The sequence below is a fragment of the Shewanella sp. MSW genome, assembly GCF_007636515.1.
GTDB classification, from domain to species: domain Bacteria; phylum Pseudomonadota; class Gammaproteobacteria; order Enterobacterales; family Shewanellaceae; genus Shewanella; species Shewanella indica.
Genome location: NZ_LVDR01000016.1, coordinates 85,716 through 110,992 on the forward strand (window position 1 = coordinate 85,716; position 25,277 = coordinate 110,992).

Below are 25,277 nucleotides of genomic sequence, written 5' to 3' on the forward strand. Positions count from 1 at the left end.
TATGCCGCTTTATGCCTATCGGGGCCGGGATGCCGGCGGTGAACAGGTAAAAGGGCAGCTGGATGCCGCCTCCGAGAGTGCGGCGGCCGATCAACTGCTGGCCAGAGCCGTGATCCCGCTGGAACTCAATGAGGTCAAAGCGGGCCGGGATCTTAGCCTCAAGGGCCTACTCAAACGCAGAGTCAGTCTGGATGAGCTGCAGATCTTTACTCGGCAGATGTATTCCCTGACCCGCTCCGGCATTCCTATTCTGCGCGCCATTGCCGGGCTGGCGGAGACCACCCACTCCAAGCGGATGAAAGAGGCGTTGCAGGATGTCTCAGAGCAGTTGACCGCCGGGCGGCCGCTGTCGTCGGCGATGAACCATCATCCGGACGTGTTCGACGCCTTGTTCGTCTCCATGGTGCATGTGGGAGAAAACACCGGCAAACTGGAAGATGCCTTTTTGCAGTTGTCCGGTTATATCGAGCGGGAGCAGGAAACCCGCAGACGGATCAAATCTGCCATGCGTTACCCCATGTTTGTTCTGTTGGCGGTGGTGCTGGCACTGGTGATCCTCAATATTATGGTGATCCCCAAGTTCGCCGAAATGTTTTCCCGCTTCGGTGCAGAATTACCCTGGGCGACCCGGTTGCTTATCGGTACTTCCAACCTGTTTGTCAATTATTGGCCCTTGATGCTGGTGGCGCTGGTGGTAACTGTACTCGGGGTGAGTTATTGGCACAAAACCGAGCAGGGGGAAAAGCAGTGGGATCGCTGGAAGCTGCATATTCCGGCGGTGGGTTCCATCATAGAGCGCTCGACCCTGGCTCGTTATTGCCGTAGTTTCGCCATGATGTTGAGCGCCGGGGTGCCCATGACTCAGGCGCTCAGCTTGGTGGCCGACGCTGTGGATAACAGTTATATGCACGACAGAATCGTCAACATGCGCCGCGGGGTCGAAGCGGGGGAATCTATGCTGAGGGTTTCCAATCAGAGTCAGTTGTTTACGCCTCTGGTGTTGCAGATGGTGGCGGTTGGGGAGGAAACCGGCCGCATAGATCAGCTACTCAATGATGCCGCCGATTTTTATGAGGGTGAGGTAGATTATGACCTCAAGAACCTCACCGCCAGGCTGGAACCTATTTTGATCGGCATAGTGGCAGTTGTCGTGTTAATCCTGGCGCTGGGTATTTATCTGCCTATGTGGGACATGCTCAATGTGGTCAAGGGAGGCGGCTGATGCCAAGCCAGCATCAGGCTGAGGAAGATCTGCTGCGAACCTTTGCCAGTCTGGCGGCGCTGTTGATTTTGCTGATTATTTTGGCGGTGTTGGGAATGCGTTATTTTTCTGCTGTGGACAAGGTATCGGCCAGAGGGCTGCAGCTTGAACACCACAGGTTGCTGAATGTATTGGCCATGGTGAGATCCCAGTGGTTGCGTTTGGGGCGCCCTGAACAGATGCAATTGGATTGGCACACATTGGATCACGAGGTGCAACCTAGTCCATTGGCAATGAATCAGGCCGGTTGGCCACAGGCACCCAGCCGGGATGACAAAGGCTGCGAGGTGCTTTGGCAGCAGCTTCTGGGAGGTATACCGGATAAGGCGGTGATTCAAGCTCAGTTTATCAACCGGGATCAAAGCTGCCGTTATTTGAGCCCCGCCGGTGACAGTCTGAGCTATCAGTTGGACACTGGAAGGGTCATTTTTTTGACGTCAAATACAGATTATTGACTAAATGGTTTTTTATCTTAACGGAGCTGCTAATATCCATGGCGAACAGGTGGAGGAAACCTAGATGAAACGACAGATGCAAGGCTTCTCGTTAATCGAGTTGGTGATAGTAATAGTTATCCTGGGCCTGCTGGCCGCAACTGCTATTCCGCGTTTTTTGAATGTGACAGATGATGCCGAGGATGCCAGCCTCGAAGGCGTGACGGGCGGCCTGGCTACGGCGGTGAGTTTTGTACGCTCCCAATGGGAGGTTGATGGTCGCCGTAATACGTCAGTGCTCCTCGATGGTATTTCCGTGTCTTTGGACACCCGTTTCGGTTATCCAACCGGCACTGGCAATACTTCGGCCACTTCCATGGATGATGCCAGTTGCCAGCAAGTGTTCAACACAGTACTGCAGAGTGCGCCTAAGAATGTGCTCTATACCGCTGACGCCAGAGAACAACGTTATACCGTCAGAGCCCTGGATGGTGCAGGTGTAAGTGCTACAGCTATTGACGGTACTTTAATAACCGGGCTGGATCTCTGTGTTTACCATCAGGTGGCATCATTGGCACTGAACCAAAGTTCAGGCGTGGCAACACCGGCGCCGGATCTCAACACCACAGGCGCCAAGGGTATTACCTATAACCCGGGAACCGGCCAGGTCTTGAGTTTCAGCAACTGATTGAATTGTATTTTTTGAACCAAAGGAAAGCGCTATGCGAAAACAACAAGGTTTCACCTTGATAGAATTGGTGGTGGTGATCATCATTCTCGGTATTTTAGCTGTGGTAGCAGCGCCCAAGTTTATCAATCTGCAATCCGATGCCAGGGAGTCCACTCTCCAGGGAATGAAAGCGGCACTTCAGGGAGCCAATGCCATGGTGTATTCCAAGGCAGCCATTCAAGGCAAAGAGGGGGCAGCGACAGCTTCAATCATCCTTGATGATAAAGGAAATGCTGATGCCAGTGATGACATCAGTGCTAACGTTGCGTTTGGCTATATTCAGCAGAATCAAGCAGATTTGGCTGTAATTCTGGATATTGACTCCTCGGAGTGGACCATTATCGGAGCACCTTCAGTTACGACGACACTGACAGATGCAGCAATTATTCACCCAGCAGACCTGACACCTTCAGATACTGCTAAATGTTGGGTGGAATATCTCCAATCCACAGCAAAAGGCGTTTTGCCTAGCTACCATGTTGAAAAAACAGGCTGCTAATAAAGAGGAATAAAAATGAATAAACAACAAGGTTTTACACTAATTGAATTAGTGGTGGTGATTATCATTTTGGGGATCTTGGCAGTCACTGCTGCGCCTAAATTTTTGAATCTACAGTCTGATGCCAGAGCTTCAACGATTAAAGGTTTGGAGGCTGCTATCAAAGGGGCTGATACTTTGGTTAACTCCAAATCCTTGATTGCCGGCAATGAAAAAGTTGCCTCGGATGCTTCTTCTGCTCCGAGTGTAATTGTGGATGCAGGTAACTCAGTGTTGTTGAACTATGGGCACGCACTTCCTCAATGGGCTGACTCTTTAGCCAATGCATTGGATATCAATGCTTCTGATACAGGTACCTCAAGCGAATGGCTTTATGTTGAAGATTCTCAAGCCAAAACGATTTACTTTTATCCCCAGGGAAGCAATAGCCCCAAGGCCGCGAATGAGCCTGGAACTTGCTATGTTGAGTACATCAACAATCTTACCTCATATGGTCCAATTACTGTGAATGCAGTTACTACAGGCTGCTAATAGCCTGTAGCTGAAAAGGCCTGCCAAGCAGGCCTTTTTTACGTCAGGATTCAAACTATTGAGCTTATTTGCCATACTTGACTGAGTATGGAATTGGCGGGAAATCATATGGCTGTGACCAAGGGGACAGGCACCCGGGGATTTACTCTGGTGGAGTTGGTAGTGACTATCATGTTGCTGGCCATACTTTCCGTCGTGGTGCTGCCCAAATTGGTATCCTCCAGTAGTTACAGTGCCTGGACGCTGCGACAGGAGTTGATTGCCGAGCTGCAAAAGACCCAGATGTTGGCACTCAATAATCCCGACCGCTGTTATCGACTCACTATCAGCAGCGGCGCTTATCAACTCAGCCACTTGACCCAGGATTGCGCGACCCTTATCCGCAGTAATAGCGCCGAAAGCTTGCCGCGTAATACCCGGATACTGCTTCAAAGTAACGGCGCTGACAGTTTTCAGATCCAGTTTGATGCTTTGGGCCGCACCAACCTTGCCTGCAATGGCGCCTGCCTCTCAGTGGTTGCCGATGAAACCCTGACTATCGCCATAGAGTCCGAGGGCTATATCCATGAGGGCTAAAGCGCGGGGATTCACCCTGATAGAGCTGGTGATCGGCATGTTGGTGCTCGGTATCGCCCTGGTGCTGCTGACCAGCGTGCTGTTTCCCCAAAGCGATCATGCGGCGCAGACCCTGCATAGAGTGCGCAGCGCCGAGTTGGCTCAGGCTGTGATCAATGAAATCTGGGGCAAGCGTTATGATGAACATAGCGGCGTAAATGGTGGCCTGCCCGCCTGTAACGGTTTGGGCGGTGTCACTTGTACCCGGGTTAGCGATTATGGCCCGGATGGTGAGAGTCGGGATCAATTTGACGATATTGACGATTACCACGGTCTTAACGAGCAGAGCTTGATGCTTAATTCCAGCCTGAGTTACCTGAGTCTCTATCCGGGGTACAGTCTCAGCGTCCAGGTATCCCAGTATCAAGCCAACAGCAAGCTGGTGACTGTCACGGTAACTACCCCTGCGGGCGAAGCTATCCGTTACGACGTGCTGAGGAGTAATTTCTGATGCGCTGCAGGCAGGGTAAGAGATTCATAAAGATCAAAGGACAAGGTTTCGCCAAGGGCTTTACCTTGGTGGAGTTGGTCACTGTGATCCTTATCCTGGGGATTCTGGTGGTGGGGGTCAGCAGCTTTATTATCTTTGGTACCCGCATATTTGTGGATTCTACTGCCGTCGACAGAGTGCTGGGCAGCAGTCGTTTCGTGATGGAACGTTTGAACCGTGAGCTGCGTAATGCAGTGCCTTCCAGCCTTAGGCTGCAGTCGAGCTCTCAGCTGCAGTGTTTGGAGTTTCTGCCCATCAGTGCCAGCGGCAGCTATCTGTCATTGCCTTTGGCACCGGATATCCAGGCAGACAATGCCACAGTATTTGCACCGGCGACGGCGATTTCGGCCGGTGAACAATTGCTGGTTTATCCGCTGACCCATGCAGATATTTATGCCACAGCCAGCAACAAGCGCCACACCATAGATGAGGTCACGGCCAATGGCTCACTGCTGAGGTTGCGGTTTGCCGCCGCGGTTAACTTTGCCGAAGCTTCACCGGCGAAGCGCTTTTATGTGGCCGGGCAACCTGTCAGCTACTGTTTTTCGCAGGCAGATGGCAGCATTCGCCGTTATAGCCACTATGGTTATCATGCCGGTCAGCCTCTGCCCGATACCATGGGCACGGGAGCCTTGATGGCCGAAGGCTTGAGTAATGATATAGCCACCAACCCGGCGGTGCGTTTGCTGCCTGCGACTCTGGTTAACAACGCCATAGTACAGTTGCAGCCGCAGTTTGCTGTTGTTGGTGAAAAGTTTCAGTATCAACATCAAGTGCAGGTGATCAATGTTCCCTAGTCGAAATTATCACTGTTATGCGCAAAAGCATCAGGGCGGCAGTGCCTTGGTGATAGCCATCTTTGTAATATTGGTGATGTCGCTGTTGGCGGTGACTCTGTTGCGGGTTGGCGGCGACGCCGACGAGGGCGTTAACCTGGAAGTCTGGGGCTTAAGGGCGCTCAATGCTGCCAACAGCGGCGCCGATGCGGCCCTGGCCAGGCTGTTCCCCTTAAGCGGCGGCACTGCCGGTTGCGTCGCCGTGGGCTCAAGTTGGACAGCGCCGGATGTGACCGGGTTTCACGGCTGTAATGTCCAGCTCAGTTGCGAGACCTTAAGCCAGGATACCAGCCCGGGCAGTGCCAAGTTGTATCGTATCCGCAGCAAGGCGGTATGCGAGAGCGGCAGTTGTGGTGTGGGCGCGGCTGATGACAGTCAATGTCTGAGAGTGAGCCGGGTTGTGGAGGTGGAAGCCCGTGAATAGTCGCATATTGCTGTTACTCGGGATCTTGCTTAACGCTTGGCCCATGACGGTCTTAGCCGTGCCTCTTTGCAGTGATATTTTTACCGATCCGCCTAGTGGTAACCATCTAAATGACGGTTTTGTACCGCCTGCCAATCTGCCGCCTAGCCGTGGTGAACTCAATTGTCCAGATAATTCACGTTACTGTAGTCGGTCATTGGGAGCTGGGGATGTTAACTTTAGCCATGGTAGTTTTTTCCATGGCAGTTATCTGTATCCGACCACGACCACGACCAGGCTCTATTTCGATAGTTTAACTCTCAATAAGGCGACCCTGAACCCATGGGGAAAACCTGAAAACCTGATCATCTATGTGCGTGGCTCGTTGGATATCACAGGTCAAAACACAGTGAATGCCATCGTCTATGTGGCGGGTTCGGTCAAAGTGGCCGGTGGGGCTTCCCTCAGTGGTGCCCTGGCTTCCGGCGGGGCATTGGATATCAAGGGCAACTCGGATGTAAATATCGACCTCGGTGCAGTCGATGACGCCGATTTTGGCGGCATGTGCGGCAATGACCAAACGCCAGTGCTGGGGTGTTTCAGCGATGACTTCAGCTCGGCTTCCCTATCGGCAGATGCTTGGGCCATCAAGGTGCTGGGCAATTCAGTGCCGCCCAGCATAGTGGGCGGACGTCTGCGTTTGACTCCTGCCCGGGGCAATCAGGCAACCTCTAGTACCTATCAGCGTTTGTTTCCGGCTGAAGGCAACCTGGTAACAGTTGAATTTGATTATTACGCCTGGTCGCCCCAGGGTGGTACCGGCGGTGATGGAGTGGCGGTGATTCTCTCGGATGCCGCCGTGACACCGCAGCCGGGCAGTTTTGGTGGCGCCTTGGGTTATGCCCAGCGTAATGATGGCACCCCGGGCTTTGCCGGAGGCTGGTTGGGGGTCGCTCTGGATGAGTACGGCAACTTTTCCAACCCCACAGAAGGGCGTGTCGATGGCCCGGGGGAGATTCGACAATCTGTTTCTATTCGTGGTTCAGAGGCAGGTTCTTATCGTTACCTGAAGGGGACGGAAGATTCTATCAGTCCCGGTATTGATGTTCGAGGCTCTCAGTCTCCTGCGCCGGGGCACAAGTATAAGATTACTGTAGATTCCCGTCAGGCCAATATGGCCATGGTGTCTGTTGAGCGAGATACAGGTGCCGGTTACCAAACTCTGGTGAGCCCTTTCAATGCCCGTAACTTTCCTGGACAAAGCCGTGTGCCGACAGATTTTTACCTGTCGCTTACCGGCTCTACCGGTGATGCTAACAACAACCATGAGATAGACAATTTCCAGGTTTGTGCCCTGGAGTCAAAACCCGTGGGCGAGCAGGTGCATCATTTTGAGTTTGATTACAGCAGCGCGCCTTTTACCTGTCGCGCCGAACCCATCACCTTGAGGGCCTGTAAAAATGCCAGCTGCTCAGAGCTCTTCACAGGTACTGTCACCGCCAATTTGAGCCCGAATCCTGTCAGTAACGGCCGTTGGTTGCCGGCAAGTTCGGTGACTTTCAATGGCGGCAGTACCCAAATTCAACTGCAAAAGTTTGATCAAACGCCGCTGACACTGGGGGTTTCCTCCTCGACTCCGGCCACCCGCCCCGGCAGTGATACCCTGTGCCGAAGTGGCAGCGGTCCCTTGAGTTCGGTCGCCTGTCGCCTGAGTTTTGCCGAGAGTGGTTTCATCTTTGATGTGGCAGATAAGCTGGCCAACAAGCCAGAGACGGGAGTGCTTGTTAAGGCGATGAAGTCAGATGGCACAGCCCTGTGTGTACCGGCCTTTGCCAGTACCAACAAGACGCTTTCGTTCTGGAGTGAGGCGCTGTCGGCAGTCGTCGGTTCACCCAAGGTGCAACTGAAACCGACAGACACTTTGAGCTGGCAGGATATAGGCAACAATCAAGCTGCCGCCACGCCGCTGACCCTGGCCTTCGACAGTCAAGGTCAAAGCCGAATCGATATCAATTATGCCGATGCCGGTCGGGTCGAGTTAAACACCCTCTATAGAGGAACGACCAGCGAAGGGGATGCCGGGCTGGTGATGCACGGCGCCGATGATTTTGTCAGCTTCCCGTTGGGATTCTGTGTCGAGGTCGAGCAATACTGCCAGGCCGCGGATGCCTCCTGTGCGCCTTTTCGGCGAGCACAGGAAAATTTCCCACTCAGCATCAGCGCCAAAGCCTGGGCGGATAATGGTAATGCCGATCTCTGTAAAAACCTCACTACACCTTCCTATCAACAGGCAGGTCTCTCTTTATGGCATAAGCTGATTGCACCGGCTTCAGGTCAACCCGGTGAACTGCAGCTGCAGCAGTATGAGCATCTGCGCCAGCAAACGCCTGAGAATAACCGGCTCGCTCAGGCGGTCAGTGAGGTTGGGGTGTTTGAATTCGGCGTTACAGCGCCCTTGCCCTACGAGGGCAGTGTGACCTTCCCGAGTTTGGTGGGCAGCAGATATTGGCAGGGGCCGAGTGGCAAAACTGCAACGCCAGTCGGGCGTTTTGTGCCGGCCTTTTTCCGAGTCGATGAAGCCAGTTTGCTGCCGGCCTGTAATGGTTTCAGTTATATGGATCAGCCATTTGAAGTCAGTTATAAAGTCAGCGCTTTGGCACTGGATAGGCAAGTGACTCAAAACTATGTCGGTGATTTTGCCAAGGCTTACAGTCATTATCAGGCAGCCAATCAATTCGACGGAGTGGCGTTGGACAGCCGGGTTTCGGGGGGCGAGATCACTTCAGATACCTGGGTGGATGGCCTGGCTGAGTTCCAAGGGCAACTCAAGTTTGCCCGCAAGGACCCGGTTGCAACAGATGGGCCTTTCCCGCTTTTGGATATCGGCCTGGAAATTCAGGATCCGGACAAGATTGCCAAGCTGCAGGACAGCAATATGCAAAGCGATTTCAGTGGTGACTGCTCAGTGGCAGGCAGCTGCAGCGCCGTACGTCTTGGTAGCCAAAATATGCGTCATGGGCGTTTGCTGTTGGACAATACCTTTGGCCCGGAAACCCAAATCTTGAGCATGGCGGCGAGGACAGAGTATTGGGATGGCAGTGGCTGGCGTTTGAACGAACTGGATAACTGCAGTGTGTTCAACACGCCACTTGAATATCAACAGGATCAACTCACCCTGGGTTACCACTATGAACCTGCGCTCAGTGCCGGGCAGAATATTAGCCGCTCCGCCAGCGGCGGCAACACAGTTACTGCCTTTGGCGGCGAGTTTGAACTCTTGTGGCGTGCGCTTGGAAGCTCCGGCTATCGCGGCAAGGTGACGGCGCCGCTCAAGACGCCTGAATGGTTGCAGTGGTACTGGAATTGGAATGGCCTCAATGACGGCACACTGAGCGACCCCAGAGCCAGTGCCTTCTTTGGCCGTTATCGCGGCAACGACAGGATCATCAGTTGGCGGGAAGTTAACTGAAGCCGAATCACCACAGTGTGAAGCAACTCACTAAAGCGCCAAGATGTAGATAATTTAACTTTGTCTTCAACTCACATTGAGCATAATCGACAGCCTCTGCTGTATTTGGCTGATTAAATTATGTTGGAAGCGCTTGCGGGTTTGGGGTGGATCTGGTCTTTGGGGCTGATCCTGGCTGTACTTTTTGTGTTGGCATACGAGTTTATCAATGGCTTCCACGACACCGCCAATGCGGTAGCCACTGTGATTTATACCAATGCCATGCCGGCCAGAGGCGCGGTATTGACTTCGGCGCTGTTCAACTTTGCCGGGGTGTTGCTTGGGGGGCTCGGTGTGGCTTACGCCATAGTGCATCTGCTGCCGGTCGGGCTCTTGCTGGACATGGACTCCTCCCAAGGCCTGTTGCTGGTGTTCTCCCTGCTGTTCTCGGCCATCGTCTGGAACTTGGGTACCTGGTTCTTCGGTATTCCCGCCTCCAGCTCCCACACTCTGATAGGCTCCATCATGGGGGTCGGTGGTGCCTATGCCTGGCTCAACGGTCAATCGCCGCTGGATGGAGTCAATACCGGCAAGGCGATAGATATCATGCTCTCCTTGCTCTTGTCTCCAACCCTGGGCTTTATTCTGGCGGCGATTTTGCTGTTGGTGATGAAGCGTATCTGGCGTAAGCCCAAGCTACATCGCACTCCGGCAGAGCAGATGGCGGTCAATGGCAAGAAGCACCCGCCATTCTGGGCCCGGATTACCTTGATAGCCTCGGCCATGGGGGTCAGTTTCGCCCATGGCTCCAACGATGGTCAGAAGGGCATAGGTCTGGTGATGTTGGTGCTTATCTGCATGGCGCCGGGTTATTTTGCCCTGGACTTGAACAGCCGGAGTTTCGATATGGATAAGGCTCAGGATGCCAACCGGCGCATCATGGCCCTGTATGATCGCAACCCGCAGCTGGTGGCTAATCTGGGTGAGCACGCTGCCGACAGTCGCTGTCAGGACTCGGCCATAGCTTCGATGCAAAGCCTGGATAGGCTCCTTGAGCAAGGGAATACGGTTAAACAGCTGACTCAGGAACAGCGCCGGCAAGCCAGGCAGCTGATCCTTTGTATCGATGACAGCACCCGCAAATTGGCCAAGCAGCCATTGCCCGCTGCAGAAGTCAGTCAGTTAAAACATTGGCGTGGTCAGCTTAACGCCATTACCGAATATGCGCCGCTATGGGTCATAGTGGCCGTTGCCCTGGCTTTGGGTTGCGGCACCATGGTGGGCTGGCGCCGGATTGTGCACACGGTTGGCGAGAAAATTGGTAACGGTGGCATGACCTACAGTCAGGGGATAGCCGCGCAGTTGACCGCCGCCGGTTCTATCGGTATCGCCAGTATGACAGGCATGCCGGTATCTACCACCCATATCCTGTCTTCGGCCGTGGCCGGCACCATGGTGGCCAATGGCTCCGGAGTACAGAAAAACACTATTAAACAAATTCTGTTGACCTGGGTACTGACACTGCCTATGACCATAGTTTTGTCGGCCGGGCTCTTTATGTTGGTGCAAACCTTTTTTGCTTAATAAGCACACAAATCATGTCAAGGGATTGGCATGATCCAAGCTTTTGGCAACTTTATCTCAGCGCATTGCGACAGCTTTTACAGATATATGCCAAAAACCCTCACGGATTAGCGAATGTTAACCCCGCGAGTCTTGTGGAATGCCGGAGGCATTGATAAAGTTAGCTGATTTTCATTTCTTCTGACTCCACAGAATACAGGCTAGTTACATGTTCAAGAAGCTGCGTGGCATTTTTTCTAACGATCTGTCGATCGATTTGGGTACAGCTAACACTCTCATTTATGTTCGTGAAGAAGGCATTGTATTGAATGAGCCTTCCGTGGTCGCCATCCGTGGCGAACGAAGCAGCTCTGGGCAGAAATCCGTGGCCGCAGTCGGTACTGAGGCGAAACAGATGCTGGGACGTACCCCCGGCAATATTCAGGCCATCCGCCCAATGAAAGATGGGGTTATCGCAGACTTCTACGTGACCGAGAAGATGCTGCAGCACTTTATCAAGCAAGTGCACAACAACAGCTTTTTCCGCCCAAGCCCTCGGGTACTCGTGTGTGTGCCTGTAGGTGCCACTCAGGTTGAACGCCGCGCGATCAAGGAGTCAGCGATGGGCGCCGGCGCCCGTGAGGTTTACCTGATTGAAGAGCCAATGGCAGCAGCCATAGGGGCCGGCTTGCCGGTTTCCGAAGCCACAGGCTCCATGGTAGTGGATATCGGTGGTGGTACCACTGAAGTGGCTATCATCTCGCTCAACGGCGTAGTTTACTCCTCTTCAGTGCGTATTGGTGGTGACAAGTTTGATGATGCCATCATCAACTATGTGCGCCGCAACTACGGCAGCCTGATTGGTGAAGCCACAGCCGAACGTATCAAGCACACAATCGGCACGGCCTATCCAGGCGATGAAGTACTGGAAATTGAAGTGCGCGGCCGTAATCTGGCCGAAGGGGTACCGAGAAGCTTTACCCTGAACAGCAATGAGATTCTCGAAGCGCTGCAAGAGCCGCTGTCGGGCATTGTCAGTGCCGTGATGGTAGCACTGGAGCAGTCGCCTCCAGAGTTGGCGTCCGACATCTCTGAGCGCGGTATGGTGCTCACAGGTGGTGGTGCCTTGCTGCGGGATCTGGACCGTCTGCTGATGCAGGAAACCGGGATCCCTGTAATGGTTGCCGAAGATCCGCTTACCTGTGTGGCCCGCGGCGGCGGTAAAGCACTGGAGATGATCGATATGCACGGCGGTGACCTGTTCTCAGAAGAAAACTAATACTTTCCAGCACAGGCGGTATCTTACCGCCTTAGCTTTTCTATGAAGCCTATTTTTGTTCGCGGTATTTCAAATCAGTTCAGGTTGACATTGGCAGTGGTCATGTCGGTGATCCTGCTGGTTGCCAATGATCGTCTCGAACCTGCGAGACAGTCGCTGGCATCCTTACTGAGCCCTCTACAGTACCTGGCCAACGTGCCCGGTGAGCTGCTGGATTGGTCTGCCCAGAGTCTGGCGACCCGTGACATGCTGGAGCAGCAAAACAAAGAACTCTTGCGCCAGCAACTGCTGATGAGTGAAAGACTGCAGCGTTTTGAACACCTGCGCCAGGAAAACCAACGCCTGCGTGAACTGCTGGGCTCGCCGGTGCATATGGACTCGCGCAAAATGGTGGCCGAGGTGATGGAAGTGGCCAGCGACCCCTTCCATCATTATGTGGTGATCAACCACGGCAGCCGCAACGGCGTGTTTGTTGGTCAGCCGGTGGTGGATGCCCAGGGGGTTGTCGGCCAAGTGGTGCAGGTCAGCGAACTCACCGCCAGGGTGTTGTTGCTCTCCGACCCCAAACACGGCTTGCCGGTGCGCATTACCCGCAACGATGTGCGCCTGATAGCCAACGGCATAGGCGAACTCGATGAGATAGAACTCAGACACGTGGCCAAGAGTACTGACATCAAGGTCGGCGATTTGCTGGTGACTTCTGGGCTTGGCAACCGCTTCCCGGAAGGTTATCCGGTGGCGCGGGTGATTTCGGTTTCCCGCGACGATGGCCAGAGTTACCTCAAGGTCACGGCGCAGCCGCTGGCGGCGCTGGACCGAATCCGTTATCTGCTGCTTATCTGGCCTGAAGACCATCCCGGCGCCAAGCCCGAGTCACAAGAGCCGGCTGCAACCGACGCCAACAGTGGAGCCGAATCATGAGCCTGGAAAATGCCAATGGCCGTTTGGCGGTATGGCTGACCCTGCTGCTGGGTATGCTGCTGCAGATCATGCCTGTACCGGAAATGTTCAGCGCCTGGCGCCCCGATTGGCTGGTGCTGGTGATGATCTATTGGGCCGTGGCACTGCCCCACAGATACAATATTCTCACCGCCTGGGTGTTGGGGGTGCTGCTGGATATTCTACTGGGAGCTACCCTGGGTATCCGCGCACTGGCCATTTCCCTGGTGATTTATGTGGTGGTACTGCACTTTCAGAAGCTGCGTAACTTCCCCATGTGGCAGCAGTCTTTGGTTATCGCCAGCCTGATCTGCTTCTATCATCTGATTATTTTCTGGGCCCAGTTTGTGGTTTCGGGGGCGCATTTCACCTTGGAGCTATTCCTGCCTTCCCTGTCTAGCCTGGCTATTTGGCCCTGGGTTTTCTGGATACTGCGCCGCATCAGGCGCCACTACAAGGTACGTTAATATGCCGCTGATTTTGGCCTCAGCCTCCCCCAGACGCCGCGAGCTTTTGGCGCAGCTGGCGCTGGGAAATCCGAACTTTGGTTTTGAGATCCTGCCCGCCGATATCGATGAGAGTCATCAAGCCGGGGAAACCCCGCAACAGTTTGTCAGCCGTTTGGCCGAAGAGAAGGCGGCAGCGGGCTTAGCCCTGTGGCACGGGAACCCTGAACATCAGCAAGGGTCTGATACTCTAGTGCTGGGCTCAGATACTCTAGTGCTGGGCTCAGATACTCTAGTGCTGGGCTCAGATACTCTAGTGCTGGGCTCAGATACTATAGTGGTATTGGGCGACAGAATTTTGGGTAAACCCGTGGACAAGGCCGATGCCTGCGCCATGCTCAAGAGCTTGAGTGGCCGCAGTCATCAGGTGATGACCGCCGTGGCCTTGACCGATGGCAAGCGCACTGAGACGGCTTTGGTGGTCACCCAAGTGTACTTCTGCGACTTGAGCGATGCCGATATTCAGGCCTATGTTGCTTCGGGCGAGCCCATGGATAAGGCGGGAGCTTATGGCATTCAGGGGTTGGGTGGCAGCTTTGTCGCCAAGATTGAAGGCAGTTATTCGGCGGTAGTGGGCCTGCCCATGGCTGAAACCCGGGCGCTGTTGCACAAGGTCGGGTGTTTGTAAGCTCGCTTACACAAACTGACGAATTTTTAGCAGCTTTAACGCCCGCCAGTCGATAAAATCAATGAATTAACATCCAACAAGGGTAAATCGTGAATACCAGTCGCACAGTCAATAGCAAGGCTCCGCGGAAGATGGGGTCAGAACTGCTGATCAATGTGACGCCCACGGAAGCGCGAGTCGCATTGGTAGAACACGGTGTCCTGCAGGAAGTGCATATCGAGCGGCGTATGAAGCGCGGCCTGGTGGGCAATATCTATAAGGGCAAGATCAGTCGGGTTTTGCCCGGGATGCAGGCGGCATTCGTCGATATCGGCCTGGAAAAGGCGGCCTTTTTGCATGCCTCGGACATAGTGCCGCACACAGAGTGTGTTGCCGATGTGGAAAAGGGCAACTTCGTGGTGCGTGATATTGCCGAGCTGGTACGTCAAGGCCAGGACATCATGGTGCAGGTGGTCAAAGACCCCCTGGGCACCAAAGGCGCGCGGCTGACCACGGACATAACCCTGCCTTCCCGTTACCTGGTGTTTATGCCGGGCTCAAGCCATGTGGGGGTTTCCCAGCGAATAGACTCTGAAGAGGAGCGGGCGCGGCTGAAGAAAATTACCCTGCCTTTTGTCGACGATGACGGCGGCTTTATCATTCGCACTGCGGCCGAAGGCATAGGTGAGGATGAACTGGCGCAGGATGCCGCTTTCTTGCGGCGGGTGTGGGCCAAGGTCAGCGAGCGGCGCAAAAGGCCCAAGACCACGCTGTTGTACCAGGACTTGGCCTTGCCGGTGCGAATTGTCAGGGACTTTGTCGGTGCCGAGCTCGATCGCATTCAGGTGGACTCGGGCCACACCTTCGAGGAGCTGCTGCATTTCGCCCAGGAGTTCATGCCGGACATTGCCGATAAGATAGAACACTACAGTGGCCCGGCGCCGATTTTCGATCTCTACGATGTGGAGAATGAGATTCAGCGGGCGCTGGAGCGTAAGGTGGAGCTCAAGTCCGGCGGCTATTTGATCATCGACCAGACAGAAGCCATGACCACTGTGGACATTAACACAGGGGCCTTTGTCGGCCACCGTAACCTCGAAGAAACCATATTCAACACCAACCTGGAAGCGACCCAGGCGATTGCCCGTCAGCTGCGGCTGCGCAATCTGGGCGGCATCATTATTATCGACTTTATCGATATGTTGCAGGATGAGCACAAGCAAAGGGTGCTCAACAGCCTGGCCACGGCGTTGGCCAATGATAGGGTCAAGACCAATATCTCTGGTTTTTCCGGCCTCGGCCTGGTAGAAATGACCCGCAAGCGCACCCGCGAGAGCCTGGAGCATGTGCTTTGTGGCGAGTGTCCTGCCTGCCGTGGTACCGGCTCGATGAAAACAGTGGATACCGTTTCCTTTGAGATCTTCCGCGAGATCATCCGTCTCAACCGCACCTACGATGCCGATGAATTCCTGATTTACTGTGCCCCAGCGGTACACGCCTGCCTGTCCGATGACGAGAACCACCTGGTGGCTGAACTCGAAGTCTATATCGGCAAGCGTATTCGCATTCACTGCGAGCCCATGTATGTGCAGAGTAAATATGATGTGGTGATGGTCTAGTGCGGCTGTCTTTTTGCCCTCGAACCCTCGGCCGCTATTGCTGGCGCACCTTGGCCGTGACCTTGGTGCTGTTTGCCTTGATGGTGAGCCTCATCCGTGGGCTATTGCCGCAACTGGATGAAGCCAAGCAGCAACTGGCCGACTATGTTGAGCGCGAATATGGCGTCGAGGTCAAGATAGGCAGCCTGGCTGCCCGTTGGCAGGCTTTCGGCCCGGCGTTGACGGTTGAGGGCTTGGTGTTGCCGCCGCAGGAGCGTTTGCCGGTGACACTCATGGTCGACAAGGTCGATGTTAAGCTGGATTTCTGGCAGAGCCTGATGACCGCCGGCCCGCAAGTGGAGGATGTGATCTTCGACGGGGTGCAACTGGCGCTGGATCTGGATCATCTGGGGCAGAAATCGACCGCGACTCTTGATGCTGAAAGTAAATCTGCCCCTGCCACCAATATCGACTGGCTCTATGCCTTGCTGCTGGAACAGTTGGACCGTTTCTCTATTCGCGATGCCAGTGTGCAGCTGTTGTCCAGCAGCCATGATTATCGCCCCATTCATCTGCGGGACCTCAGTTGGCGCAATAGCGGCAAGTTGCACCAGGGCCGCGGCGCCCTCTATCTGGATGAGCTGGCAACGGCGACCGAACAACTCACTCTAAGGCTGGATCTCAAAGGCGATGGCTACAAGCCAGATAGTATCAAGGGCCAGGCCTATCTGCAGGCGCAGTCGCTGGATCTTGGCAAGTGGGCCTCACGCCAACCCAATCCTTATAACCCCCAGGCCAAGTTGCCGCTGGAGGGGGTGGTCAACCTGGAGGCCTGGGTAGGCTTTGCCAACCGCGGCCTGGAATCCGGGGTGATCAAGCTGTTGCCCAGCTGGCTGCGCTGGTCGCTCAGAGACGAGCCACAAAAATTTGCCATAGATGGCGGTGTGATTGCCTGGCAGCCCATAGCCGACGGCTGGCGCCTGGACAGCAGTGAGCTCAAACTGGCAACCAATGACAAGCCTTGGCCCAAGCTGGAGTTCCATGCCATGGAAACCGCCGGGGAACTTTATGGCAAACTCAATGAACTGCAATTTGATAGTCTGTTACCTCTGTTGCCGCTGATTCCCGGCATGCCTTTGGACGGCCTTTATAGCTGGCAGCAACTCAAGCCTCAGGGTAAGCTCGGGCCTTTGGCTATCTATCGGCCCAAGGACGGTGAACTGCAGGCCAAAGTGACGCTGGAGCGGGTCAGCTGGCAGCCTTCCGAGTCCATCCCTGGCAGCACGCCAATCGATCTCTCCCTGGGTTGGCGGAACAACTTCCTCAGCGCAACACTGCCTACCCAGGACTATAAACTGGACTTTGGCGACGGTTTCAAGGCGCCGCTCAGTTTTCGCGCCGATGCCTTTGAGCTGGGCTTCTCGCTCGATAGTCAGGCGCTGATGGTGCCGGCACTGCATCTGGGCAATGACGACATCAGCCTGGACGCCTCTATGCGTTTGCTGCTGGCCGACAAGCCACACCTGGCGCTGTCTTCCCGGGTCAAACTGCTCAACGCCGCCAATGCCGGGCGTTATTTCCCGCGCCATGCCATGGGTGAGTCACTGGCCGATTATCTGGAAGGCGCCATCAAGGCCGGTCGCAGCGATGATGCCGCCGTGGTCTGGCACGGTGAGTTGGCCGGATTTCCTTATCAGGATCATTCCGGGGTGTTTCAGGCAGGGTTCAATCTGACCCACGCCGAATATGCCTTCCAGCCGGATTGGCCGGCGGTGACCGACTTGAGTCTCAAGGCGCTATTTGAAAATGCCCGGATGGATCTCTGGGTCAACAAGGGCAAGCTGTTGAATGTGGCGGCCGATGGCGCCCATGTCTATATCCCCAAGATGGATCACCAGAGTCTGCTGCGGGTTGAGGCGCAACTGGCGACTCAAGGGCAGGATGCCACCGAGGTGTTGCAGCGCTCGCCGCTTAAAGACAGTGTCGGTATCACCCTGGATGTGGTGCAGGTTCAGGGGCCTGTCAGCGGTAAGCTGGATCTCAGTATTCCGCTCTATGACGGTGAAGAGGCGCAGATCCTCGGTGATGTCCAGTTCGCCGGGGTGCCGATTTATATTCGTGAGCCCGGGGTGCTGCTGGATAAAGTCAACGGCAAGGTGAGTTTTCATAATGAGGTGGTCAAGGGCGAAGGCTTGAGTGCCAGCCTGTTTGGCCAGCCGTTGCAGTTTGGTTTTGATACCGGCAAGGTTAACCAGAATATGGGGCTCAATGCCAGGCTCAAGGGCCAGTGGAACCTCGCCAACTTGCCGTCCGAGCTGGACAACCCTCTCAGCGATTTTTATCAGGGCGCGTTGGATTGGCAGGGGAATTTGAAGCTGATCTTTGATGAGATAGGCTATCGAATTCAAGCCAATGTCAATGCCGATCTCAAGCAGACGGAGTTGCTGCTGCCGCCGCCTTATCAAAAGGCGCCCGGGCAGGCGCTGACGCTCAAGGCCGAGCTGCTTGGTGACAACAAGACCAGCTCCCTGGGCGTGCGTCTGGGGGATAAGGCCGAATTCTGGGGTGGCTTTGATGCCGATTCCGGCAAGGGTCTGAAACACTATGACCTGCTGCTGGGGCGCCTCTATCGCAGCGGTGATCAGTTGCAAAAACAGGATGGTCACTTACGGCTGGCCCTGGATGAGGTGGATTTTGCCCAGTGGCAGCCGTTGATCAATGCCTTTGTCGGCAGTGGCAACCATGACGAAAAGGCTGCTGCCGAGAGCCAAAACCCAGTTCAAGCCGCGACTCAAACCGAGAGTACGGCCGGTGCTACAAGCATTGCAGCAGATAAAGCTTTTTTCCCGCCGCTCAAGGGGATAGAGGCCAGAGTGAAACAGCTCGAGCTGCTGGGGCAGCGCTTTACCGAGTTGCAACTCAGTGCCCGCCCCGGAGAGCATGCCTGGCAGATAGAGGGACTGTCGCCGGAGTTTGCCGGTCGGGTAGAGATCTACCCGGATTGGTACAGTCAAGGATTGAAGCTGGTGGCCTCGCGCCTGTACCTGAATCCGATAACGGCTGAGCCTGAGTCCAAAGCGCAATCCGAGCCCGAGCCTGAAACCAATCTGCCTCAGGACAGTGACCTGCCGCCGCTGGCGGTGGAGGTGGATGATTTCCGCTATCAGGATATGGCGCTGGGGCGTTTGTTGTTGCAGGCCAACCCGTCGGCGACGGGCTATCAGATCCAGACTCTGGCGCTCAGCAGCGACGATGCCAGTTTGCAGGGCAAGGGGGAATGGCTGAGCCGTGACGGTAACAACCGGACCCAGGTCGAACTCAATCTCAAGGGAGATAAATTTGATCTGTTGGCTACTCGCTTGGGACTGGATCCCGGCGTGAAAGATTCGCCGCTGGAGGTCAAGGCCGAACTCAATTGGCAGGGGGCGCCATCGGAATTCAATCTGGAGAGTCTCAGCGGTAAAGTGAGGTTCGATCTCGGCAAGGGGCATATCGAACAGCTCAGTGACAAGGGGGCGCGGATCTTCTCTCTCTTTAGTCTGGACTCGCTTTTACGCAAGTTGTCACTGGACTTTACCGATGTGTTTGGCAAGGGCCTGTATTACAACTCCTTTGGCGGCGATCTGACCCTGGAGAACGGGGTGCTCAAGACCACCAATACCGAGATGGACGCCATTGCCGGTAACATGAAGGTGCGCGGCTATACCGATCTGGTTACCGAGAGCCTCAACTATGATATTCGCTTTGTGCCGCAACTGGCCTCCAGCGTGCCGACTGTTGTACTGCTCAGTACCAGCGCCTGGACCATGGGCCTGGGGGCTTTTGCCCTGACCAAGGTGCTGGAACCCGTGATTGAGATTATTTCAGAGATACGTTTCCGCTTGACCGGCACCATGTCAGACCCCAAGCTGGAAGAGTTGGAGCGAAAGAGCAAAGAGATAGAGATCCCTGAGTCTGTATTGCCACGGCAACCCAAGTCGGCGCCTGAGAAAGACCAGACTCAAGTACAGGACGATGAGCCTGCGGCCACGGATGCAGGCCAAGGAGATCAAACCAAGGCGGATAACAAAGCCAAAGCGCTTAACAAAGCCAAAGCGCTTAACAGTAACCCAGTGAGGGCTGTTGAAGAGGGTGGCGCTGAGGCTGAAAAACCTTTGCCTCAAACCGATAAAGTCACGCCGCTGCCGCTCAAATCGCTGCGAGAACCCAAGACAGAAGTGCCAGTGAAACAGGGAGTCGAACATGCAAGTCAGTCTGCTACAGTGTCAGAGTTGCCGCGAGCCGGAACAGAACCTGCAATTTATCGTCTCGCAGCTTGAGACTCTTCCCCGCCAAGACAATGAACCCCAACTCGTGGTGCTGCCCGAGTGCAGCCTGCTGTTCGGCGGCCATGAGAGCATGCAGTTGGCCTGGGCCGGTGAGCCTGGGCAAAGCCCGCTCAAACGGCAGCTGGCCGAACTTGCCACCCAGTTTCAGGTATTCCTGCTGGCCGGCTCTATTCCGGTAGCCAGTGGCGATGGCCGGGTTTACAGCCGCTGTTATCTGTTTAATGATCAGGGGCAGGTACTCGGCGACTACGACAAACTGCATCTGTTTGACGCGGAAGTGACCGACGGTACAGGCCAATACCGCGAGAGCGATACCTTTTGCCCGGGTGAGCGGATAAGCGTGGTAGATACCCCTTTTGGCCGCATCGGCCTGGCTATCTGTTATGATCTGCGTTTCCCGGATCTGTTTCGGGCGCTGCGTTTGCAAGGCGCCGAGATCATCGCCTTGCCGTCGGCCTTTACCAAGGTGACAGGCGAGGCGCACTGGGAAGTGTTGCTCAGAGCCAGGGCGATAGAAACCCAGTGTTTTATACTGGCGGCGGCGCAATGGGGCCAGCATAATCAAGGAAGCCGCGAGACCTGGGGTCAGAGCATGATAGTCGACCCCTGGGGACGCATTCTGGCGCAGAAGGCCGAAGGCACAGGCTGGGTGCAGGCGCGTTTGGACAAGGCCGAGTTAGCGCGGGTACGTAGCGCCATGCCCGTAGAGACACACAATAGATTTTTGCCGCCGCAACTGGGCGACGGCAAGCGGAAATAACCAACAAGGCCACAGGGCCGGATTGAGAGAGACCCAATGCCATTTTTAACCCAAGTGGGACAGAGTTTACTGCAAGAGGGACTGCACCTCGACGATCTGCAAACTTACCTGGAGCGAATCCACCAACACCAGGTGGATTTTTCCGATCTCTATTTTCAGGGCAGCCGTCATGAAACCTGGGTGCTGGAAGATGGCATAGTCAAGGAAGGCAGTTTTCATATTGAGCGTGGTGTCGGTGTCCGAGCCATCAGTGGTGAAAAGACAGGTTTCGCCTACGCCGATGAGATAACCCCCAAAGCCTTGGCTGCCGCCGCCGATGCCGCCAGAGGCATAGCCCAGACTGGGGGCAGCTATCAAACTCAGGCCTGGAAGCGCCGCGGCGCCAAGGCGCTGTATCTGAGTGAAGATCCGATAGCGGCACTGGAAGAGGGCCGTAAAATTGCCCTGCTCAAGGAAGCGGATGCCTATATCCGCAGCCTGGATAGCCGCATCATTCAAGTGGTGGTCAGCCTGGCCGGGGTGCATGAAGAGATACTGGTAGCTGCCAGCGATGGTACTCTGGCGGCGGATATCCGGCCGCTGGTCCGCTTCAACTGCTCGGTGATCCTCGAAGAAAACGGCCGCCGTGAACGGGGCGGCGCCGGTGGCGGTGGTCGTCACCACTATCAAACCCTGATGGCTGCCGCTGATGACGGCTTGCCCATGTGTTTTGCCTTTGCCCGCGAGGCCGTGCGTCAGGCGCAGGTCAACCTAAAGGCGATAGACGCCCCTGCCGGTGAAATGCCTGTGGTTCTGGGCGCAGGTTGGCCCGGAGTCTTGTTGCATGAAGCGGTTGGCCACGGTCTGGAAGGTGACTTCAACCGTAAGGGCAGCAGCGCCTTCAGCGGTAAGATTGGCCAGCAGGTGGCCTCCAAGTTGGTCACTGTGGTGGACGATGGCACGTTGGAAAACCGCCGTGGCTCGCTGACCATAGATGATGAAGGTACCCCGGCGCACAAGACAGTGCTGATTGAGAACGGCATTCTCAAGGGCTATATGCAGGACAAGCTCAATGCCCGCCTGATGGGGCAAAAGCCCACCGGGAATGGCCGCCGCGAATCATATGCTCACTTGCCTATGCCGCGGATGACCAACACCTATATGCTGGCCGGTGAGTCGGCGCCCGCCGATATCATCAAGTCGGTGAAAAAAGGCCTCTACGCCCCCAACTTCGGTGGCGGTCAGGTGGATATCACCTCGGGTAAGTTTGTGTTCTCGGCCTCTGAAGCCTACCTGATTGAAAACGGCGAGATCACCAGTCCGGTGAAGGGCGCGACCCTGATAGGCAACGGCCCGGAAGCCATGGGGCAGATCTCCATGGTGGGTACAGATCTTGAACTCGACAAAGGCGTCGGCGTCTGCGGCAAAGACGGCCAGAGTGTCCCGGTCGGGGTTGGGCAGCCAACGCTTAAACTGGACCGTCTGACGGTCGGCGGCACAGCCTGAGAAATGCTGTCGAATCCCTGATTCGGCAGCTGAGTTTAGCGCTGGTTCATGCATTGCTCTTGGGCGAAGTTGATAGCCGCTGTGGCGGCCTAATGGTGCAAATAACTATCGCTTCAGACGCTCAGAGTCACATCTATGTGACTCTGAGCCAGCTCAACATCCTGTTTCACACACGCTAGCTCGTCCGCGAGGTGATACTCGCTCTGGATTCGACTGGCGTTGCTTTTGGCATCCAAATTCATCCATGGATAAGGTCTGCTCGCCATCCTTGGCTCACGCCCATAAGCCCACTCACCGCTGGCCATGTTATTTGCGTTAATGGATCTCGGCGATATTGAGGGTGACAGGGCAGTTCTTTTGGCACTGAGTAGCTTGTGAAACATTTGAGAGATCTGCAGATATACGCTTAATTCCAGGCACAGGTGGAACTGTGACCGTCGAAAACAGGGTCTAATTTTGTTCCTGACAGATTTTGTATTTCCTGCGTCCCTGTAAGTCAGATGTTTTCGTCGAGCGCCTATGGATGGGTTTATAACAGCTTGTTTTACCACAAGCACCCCATACAGAGTACGGTACGGATATAGCAAACAAAACCACATAATGTACGTTACATAGAGCTTGATTTACTTTTAAGTTGCAAGTGCAAAACAAAATGTAATCAAATGATTTGCAGGATGGTAGCTTTTTTGATACCTATTAAGTAAGGTTGCAAATATTAATGATTCAATGGAAGTGGAGTTGTTATGAAAAGGACGTCATTCTTGGTATTTCTCACCATGAGTATCAATTTTTATGCATGTGAGATCCAAGCCTCAACAGCGGTGTCACCTTATGCCGATAGAGTGGGTATAGATCTCATCGATACTTTCAATATAGAGCCTAACTTGGCTTCCCATACGACTGGGTTATTGGGAGATCAATTCGATCCCGCTATGGGAGGAATTAGCTTTACCCAAACAGACATTAACATTCCTGGTAATAGTAAACTTCCTGTGCAATTAGTAAGGGTATTATCCGGGCCCGATAGTTGGTTTTCAGACTCTAGGGAATTTGCATCTTGGAGCTTACAAGTACCTCATATTAGATCGTCCTTTGTTTCGGAAAAAGGTAAAACACCCGAGACTAGTGGCTCTGCTACCCGCCAATTCAATGGTTGGTTAAGGGGAACCGCTTGTTCTTCTGATCTGAGTGGCAATGGATTTACCATCACAAGTGGAGCTGGAACTGCTCATGTTAGAGAAAGAGATTATTGGGGTGGGGATTCAATATCTATCCCAGGAAAAGGCTCACAGAAAATTCTACTTGACTCAAATGGTAAAAAAATCACTGCAAATGACTATTCTATCTCTTGTTATAATACTCCAAATGGACATGAAGGATTTAAGGTTGTAGATGATAGTGGTATTATTTACTATTTCGACGTAGAAAAAAGAGTTAAAAGCATTAAAGAAATGGAGTATCATCCCAGTACTCCTTCTCAACCTTGTGGAATATATAATCCTTGTCCGCCACCAACTTTACCAGATTCAACTTCTTCCCCTGGTGTTTTAGTAAACAAGTTCACTATTTTTATGTTGGTGAGTAAAATAGAAGATAGAAGTGGGAATTGGGTAAAGTACTCATACAATGGAGGTAAAATAACAACCATCGAGGCTAATGATGGTCGAAAAATAAGCTTTGGCTATAACTCTTTGGGATATATTTCAAGTGCAAGCCATGCAGGAAAAACTTATAACTACGCTTATGATCTTAACGGAATAGCAACTCTCAATAAAGTGACTCAGCCTGATGGAAAATTTTGGCTATTCAAGCATGAAAAGACGGCAAACCAACCAGGTAATAACTTTTGGAACCCCAGAGTTATGGGGGAACATACACAGGCACCCATGACCAGTTTTTGTCCGGCTGTATATTCCGGTCCTTTTATTGAAATGATTCACCCTGATGGGATGAAAGGCAAATTTGTACTATCAGAAACTTATCATGGCCGAACCGAAGTCCCCAAAATTCCCAGACCCAACCCCAATAGATGGCCTCAAAATATGGTTGGTTATTATATACCAAAATGTAGCGCCATGTTTTCCCTCACTCAAAAACAGTTAATTGACCTAGAAGGAAAAACTCTAACATGGGATTACTCATACTCCCGTAACATAGGGGCCTTCCAAGGAGAGGAAAAACATGCCATTTATGGCCTTGATGCGGCAGACTTTCCATCCGTTGATATAGGAGATCTTAAGCGCACGACTATAAAATCACCAATAGGTGATAAGCAAGAAATGTATTTTTCAAGACGTTTCGACTGGAGTGAGCAGAGTTTACTGTTTGAAAGAATTGTAAGTGCTTCTGGCGAGTTAATCTCGCATCGAGAATATACCAAGCAAAAAGGTAAATATCGAGGAAAAAGCAATGTTTACAACGATTACACTTCTTCTCAAAGAGTATTGGAAAAGAAAATTATTAACAAACAAAGAGAAAGTTCTACCACAACAAACTATTTGACTGAGACTGTATCGTTTAATACCTATGAAGCTCCTTTGATAATGAAAGAGCATTCATCTTCACAAGGTGATACTTTGTATTACAAAAATTTATATCACCATAATACGGGGTAGTGTTCATAAATCTGTGTCATTTGAGTAATATACACCCAAAAGGATATTCAAATGACCAAACCTACATTTGACATGGAAGCCGCCATTGAAGCTCTGCGTGCAGGTAAAGACCTGACCGGCAAAGATGGTATTCTCACACCACTCATTAAACAGCTTACTGAAGCGGCCCTCAATGTTGAGCTCGACCAACATCTTGAAGATAAGCAGCCTGGTAATCGCAGAAATGGCAAGACCAGTAAGACACTGAAGACCGCTACCGGTAGCTTTGAGCTGCATACTCCGCGTGACCGAGATGGCACCTTCGAGCCTCAGGTTGTAAAAAAGAACCAGACATACCTGACCGATGAGAT

Annotated in this window: 22 protein-coding genes; 21 read left to right on the top strand and 1 reads right to left on the bottom strand. The window is 53.6% G+C overall.

From position 1 onward, the window contains the following. Position 1: 1 nt before the first annotated feature. From AYI96_RS16130 to tldD, 19 genes are all read left to right on the top strand, one after another. Positions 2-1,222, top strand: a complete 1,221-nt coding sequence (locus AYI96_RS16130) for a type II secretion system F family protein (protein WP_039034081.1) — start codon at positions 2-4, stop codon at positions 1,220-1,222. Then, entirely contained in the window at positions 1,222-1,716 is a 495-nt protein-coding gene (locus AYI96_RS16135) for an MSHA biogenesis protein MshF (RefSeq protein ID WP_144361984.1), read from the top strand. The genes AYI96_RS16130 and AYI96_RS16135 overlap by 1 nt, the downstream gene beginning before the upstream one ends. A 64-nt stretch (positions 1,717-1,780) precedes the next feature. Beyond that, positions 1,781-2,383: a Tfp pilus assembly protein FimT/FimU gene (locus AYI96_RS16140; protein ID WP_039034083.1), complete on the top strand. Its 603-nt coding sequence runs from the start codon at positions 1,781-1,783 to the stop codon at positions 2,381-2,383. 34 nt (positions 2,384-2,417) lie between these two features. Then, positions 2,418-2,924, top strand: a complete 507-nt coding sequence (locus AYI96_RS16145) for a prepilin-type N-terminal cleavage/methylation domain-containing protein (RefSeq protein WP_144361985.1) — start codon at positions 2,418-2,420, stop codon at positions 2,922-2,924. Between the two features lie 15 nt (positions 2,925-2,939). After that, the gene (locus tag AYI96_RS16150) at positions 2,940-3,455 is read left to right on the top strand and encodes a type II secretion system protein (RefSeq protein ID WP_144361986.1); all 516 of its coding nucleotides are present in this window, start codon (positions 2,940-2,942) and stop codon (positions 3,453-3,455) included. Between the two features lie 108 nt (positions 3,456-3,563). Continuing rightward, positions 3,564-4,031: a Tfp pilus assembly protein FimT/FimU gene (locus AYI96_RS16155; protein WP_039034086.1), complete on the top strand. Its 468-nt coding sequence runs from the start codon at positions 3,564-3,566 to the stop codon at positions 4,029-4,031. Beyond that, a complete protein-coding gene (locus tag AYI96_RS16160; RefSeq protein ID WP_039034087.1) occupies positions 4,021-4,521 on the top strand; it encodes a prepilin-type N-terminal cleavage/methylation domain-containing protein in 501 nt (166 codons plus the stop codon). Before AYI96_RS16155 ends, AYI96_RS16160 begins: the two co-directional genes overlap by 11 nt. After that, positions 4,521-5,357 (top strand): PilW family protein, encoded by an 837-nt coding sequence (locus AYI96_RS16165; protein ID WP_144361987.1) that lies wholly within the window; start codon positions 4,521-4,523, stop codon positions 5,355-5,357. The genes AYI96_RS16160 and AYI96_RS16165 overlap by 1 nt, the downstream gene beginning before the upstream one ends. After that, entirely contained in the window at positions 5,347-5,820 is a 474-nt protein-coding gene (locus AYI96_RS16170; protein WP_144361988.1) for an MSHA biogenesis protein MshP, read from the top strand. The genes AYI96_RS16165 and AYI96_RS16170 overlap by 11 nt, the downstream gene beginning before the upstream one ends. Then, positions 5,813-9,268 carry a DUF6701 domain-containing protein gene (locus AYI96_RS16175; RefSeq protein WP_144361989.1) on the top strand — a complete coding sequence of 1,152 codons (3,456 nt, stop codon included), beginning with the start codon at positions 5,813-5,815 and terminating at the stop codon, positions 9,266-9,268. Before AYI96_RS16170 ends, AYI96_RS16175 begins: the two co-directional genes overlap by 8 nt. 120 nt (positions 9,269-9,388) lie before the next feature. Then, positions 9,389-10,831: an inorganic phosphate transporter gene (locus AYI96_RS16180; RefSeq protein ID WP_144361990.1), complete on the top strand. Its 1,443-nt coding sequence runs from the start codon at positions 9,389-9,391 to the stop codon at positions 10,829-10,831. 208 nt (positions 10,832-11,039) lie between these two features. After that, a complete protein-coding gene (locus tag AYI96_RS16185; RefSeq protein WP_025011854.1) occupies positions 11,040-12,089 on the top strand; it encodes a rod shape-determining protein in 1,050 nt (349 codons plus the stop codon). 42 nt (positions 12,090-12,131) lie between these two features. Continuing rightward, the gene (gene mreC / locus AYI96_RS16190; RefSeq protein ID WP_039034090.1) at positions 12,132-13,010 is read left to right on the top strand and encodes a rod shape-determining protein MreC; all 879 of its coding nucleotides are present in this window, start codon (positions 12,132-12,134) and stop codon (positions 13,008-13,010) included. Further along, positions 13,007-13,495, top strand: a complete 489-nt coding sequence (mreD, locus tag AYI96_RS16195; RefSeq protein WP_039034091.1) for a rod shape-determining protein MreD — start codon at positions 13,007-13,009, stop codon at positions 13,493-13,495. The genes mreC and mreD overlap by 4 nt, the downstream gene beginning before the upstream one ends. A 1-nt stretch (position 13,496) precedes the next feature. Next, on the top strand, positions 13,497-14,162 hold the full coding sequence (locus tag AYI96_RS16200; RefSeq protein WP_144361991.1) for a Maf family protein: 666 nt from the start codon (positions 13,497-13,499) through the stop codon (positions 14,160-14,162). A gap of 131 nt (positions 14,163-14,293) precedes the next feature. Beyond that, complete coding sequence (rng, locus tag AYI96_RS16205) at positions 14,294-15,760, top strand: ribonuclease G (RefSeq protein WP_052248058.1); 1,467 nt, start codon at positions 14,294-14,296, stop codon at positions 15,758-15,760. Continuing rightward, positions 15,760-20,058 (top strand): YhdP family protein, encoded by a 4,299-nt coding sequence (locus tag AYI96_RS16210; protein WP_144361992.1) that lies wholly within the window; start codon positions 15,760-15,762, stop codon positions 20,056-20,058. The genes rng and AYI96_RS16210 overlap by 1 nt, the downstream gene beginning before the upstream one ends. Next, positions 19,982-20,827: a carbon-nitrogen hydrolase family protein gene (locus AYI96_RS16215; RefSeq protein WP_028781337.1), complete on the top strand. Its 846-nt coding sequence runs from the start codon at positions 19,982-19,984 to the stop codon at positions 20,825-20,827. The genes AYI96_RS16210 and AYI96_RS16215 overlap by 77 nt, the downstream gene beginning before the upstream one ends. A gap of 36 nt (positions 20,828-20,863) precedes the next feature. Continuing rightward, complete coding sequence (tldD, locus tag AYI96_RS16220; RefSeq protein ID WP_071475647.1) at positions 20,864-22,312, top strand: metalloprotease TldD; 1,449 nt, start codon at positions 20,864-20,866, stop codon at positions 22,310-22,312. A gap of 113 nt (positions 22,313-22,425) precedes the next feature. Here tldD and AYI96_RS20360 read toward each other — a convergent pair whose 3' ends face one another. Next, on the bottom strand, positions 22,426-22,578 hold the full coding sequence (locus AYI96_RS20360) for a hypothetical protein (protein ID WP_162206889.1): 153 nt from the start codon (positions 22,576-22,578) through the stop codon (positions 22,426-22,428). Positions 22,579-23,088: 510 nt separating this feature from the next. Between AYI96_RS20360 and AYI96_RS16225 the strand changes: the two genes are divergently transcribed. Both AYI96_RS16225 and AYI96_RS16230 read left to right on the top strand, forming a co-directional pair. Further along, positions 23,089-24,927, top strand: coding sequence for a hypothetical protein (locus AYI96_RS16225; RefSeq protein WP_144361993.1), 1,839 nt, complete (start codon positions 23,089-23,091; stop codon positions 24,925-24,927). A 51-nt stretch (positions 24,928-24,978) separates the two neighbouring features. Continuing rightward, the coding region (locus AYI96_RS16230; RefSeq protein ID WP_186300080.1) for a transposase at positions 24,979-25,277 on the top strand (299 nt) is incomplete at its 3' end.

Coding starts and splice junctions, on each gene's coding strand:
- AYI96_RS16130 (WP_039034081.1), top strand. CDS start 2: ATGCCGCTTTATGCCTATCGGGGCCGGGATGCCGGCGGTGAACAGGTA.
- AYI96_RS16135 (WP_144361984.1), top strand. CDS start 1,222: ATGCCAAGCCAGCATCAGGCTGAGGAAGATCTGCTGCGAACCTTTGCC.
- AYI96_RS16140 (WP_039034083.1), top strand. CDS start 1,781: ATGAAACGACAGATGCAAGGCTTCTCGTTAATCGAGTTGGTGATAGTA.
- AYI96_RS16145 (WP_144361985.1), top strand. CDS start 2,418: ATGCGAAAACAACAAGGTTTCACCTTGATAGAATTGGTGGTGGTGATC.
- AYI96_RS16150 (WP_144361986.1), top strand. CDS start 2,940: ATGAATAAACAACAAGGTTTTACACTAATTGAATTAGTGGTGGTGATT.
- AYI96_RS16155 (WP_039034086.1), top strand. CDS start 3,564: ATGGCTGTGACCAAGGGGACAGGCACCCGGGGATTTACTCTGGTGGAG.
- AYI96_RS16160 (WP_039034087.1), top strand. CDS start 4,021: ATGAGGGCTAAAGCGCGGGGATTCACCCTGATAGAGCTGGTGATCGGC.
- AYI96_RS16165 (WP_144361987.1), top strand. CDS start 4,521: ATGCGCTGCAGGCAGGGTAAGAGATTCATAAAGATCAAAGGACAAGGT.
- AYI96_RS16170 (WP_144361988.1), top strand. CDS start 5,347: ATGTTCCCTAGTCGAAATTATCACTGTTATGCGCAAAAGCATCAGGGC.
- AYI96_RS16180 (WP_144361990.1), top strand. CDS start 9,389: ATGTTGGAAGCGCTTGCGGGTTTGGGGTGGATCTGGTCTTTGGGGCTG.
- AYI96_RS16185 (WP_025011854.1), top strand. CDS start 11,040: ATGTTCAAGAAGCTGCGTGGCATTTTTTCTAACGATCTGTCGATCGAT.
- mreC (WP_039034090.1), top strand. CDS start 12,132: ATGAAGCCTATTTTTGTTCGCGGTATTTCAAATCAGTTCAGGTTGACA.
- mreD (WP_039034091.1), top strand. CDS start 13,007: ATGAGCCTGGAAAATGCCAATGGCCGTTTGGCGGTATGGCTGACCCTG.
- AYI96_RS16200 (WP_144361991.1), top strand. CDS start 13,497: ATGCCGCTGATTTTGGCCTCAGCCTCCCCCAGACGCCGCGAGCTTTTG.
- rng (WP_052248058.1), top strand. CDS start 14,294: ATGGGGTCAGAACTGCTGATCAATGTGACGCCCACGGAAGCGCGAGTC.
- AYI96_RS16215 (WP_028781337.1), top strand. CDS start 19,982: ATGCAAGTCAGTCTGCTACAGTGTCAGAGTTGCCGCGAGCCGGAACAG.
- tldD (WP_071475647.1), top strand. CDS start 20,864: ATGCCATTTTTAACCCAAGTGGGACAGAGTTTACTGCAAGAGGGACTG.
- AYI96_RS20360 (WP_162206889.1), bottom strand. CDS start 22,578: ATGGCGAGCAGACCTTATCCATGGATGAATTTGGATGCCAAAAGCAAC.
- AYI96_RS16225 (WP_144361993.1), top strand. CDS start 23,089: ATGAGTATCAATTTTTATGCATGTGAGATCCAAGCCTCAACAGCGGTG.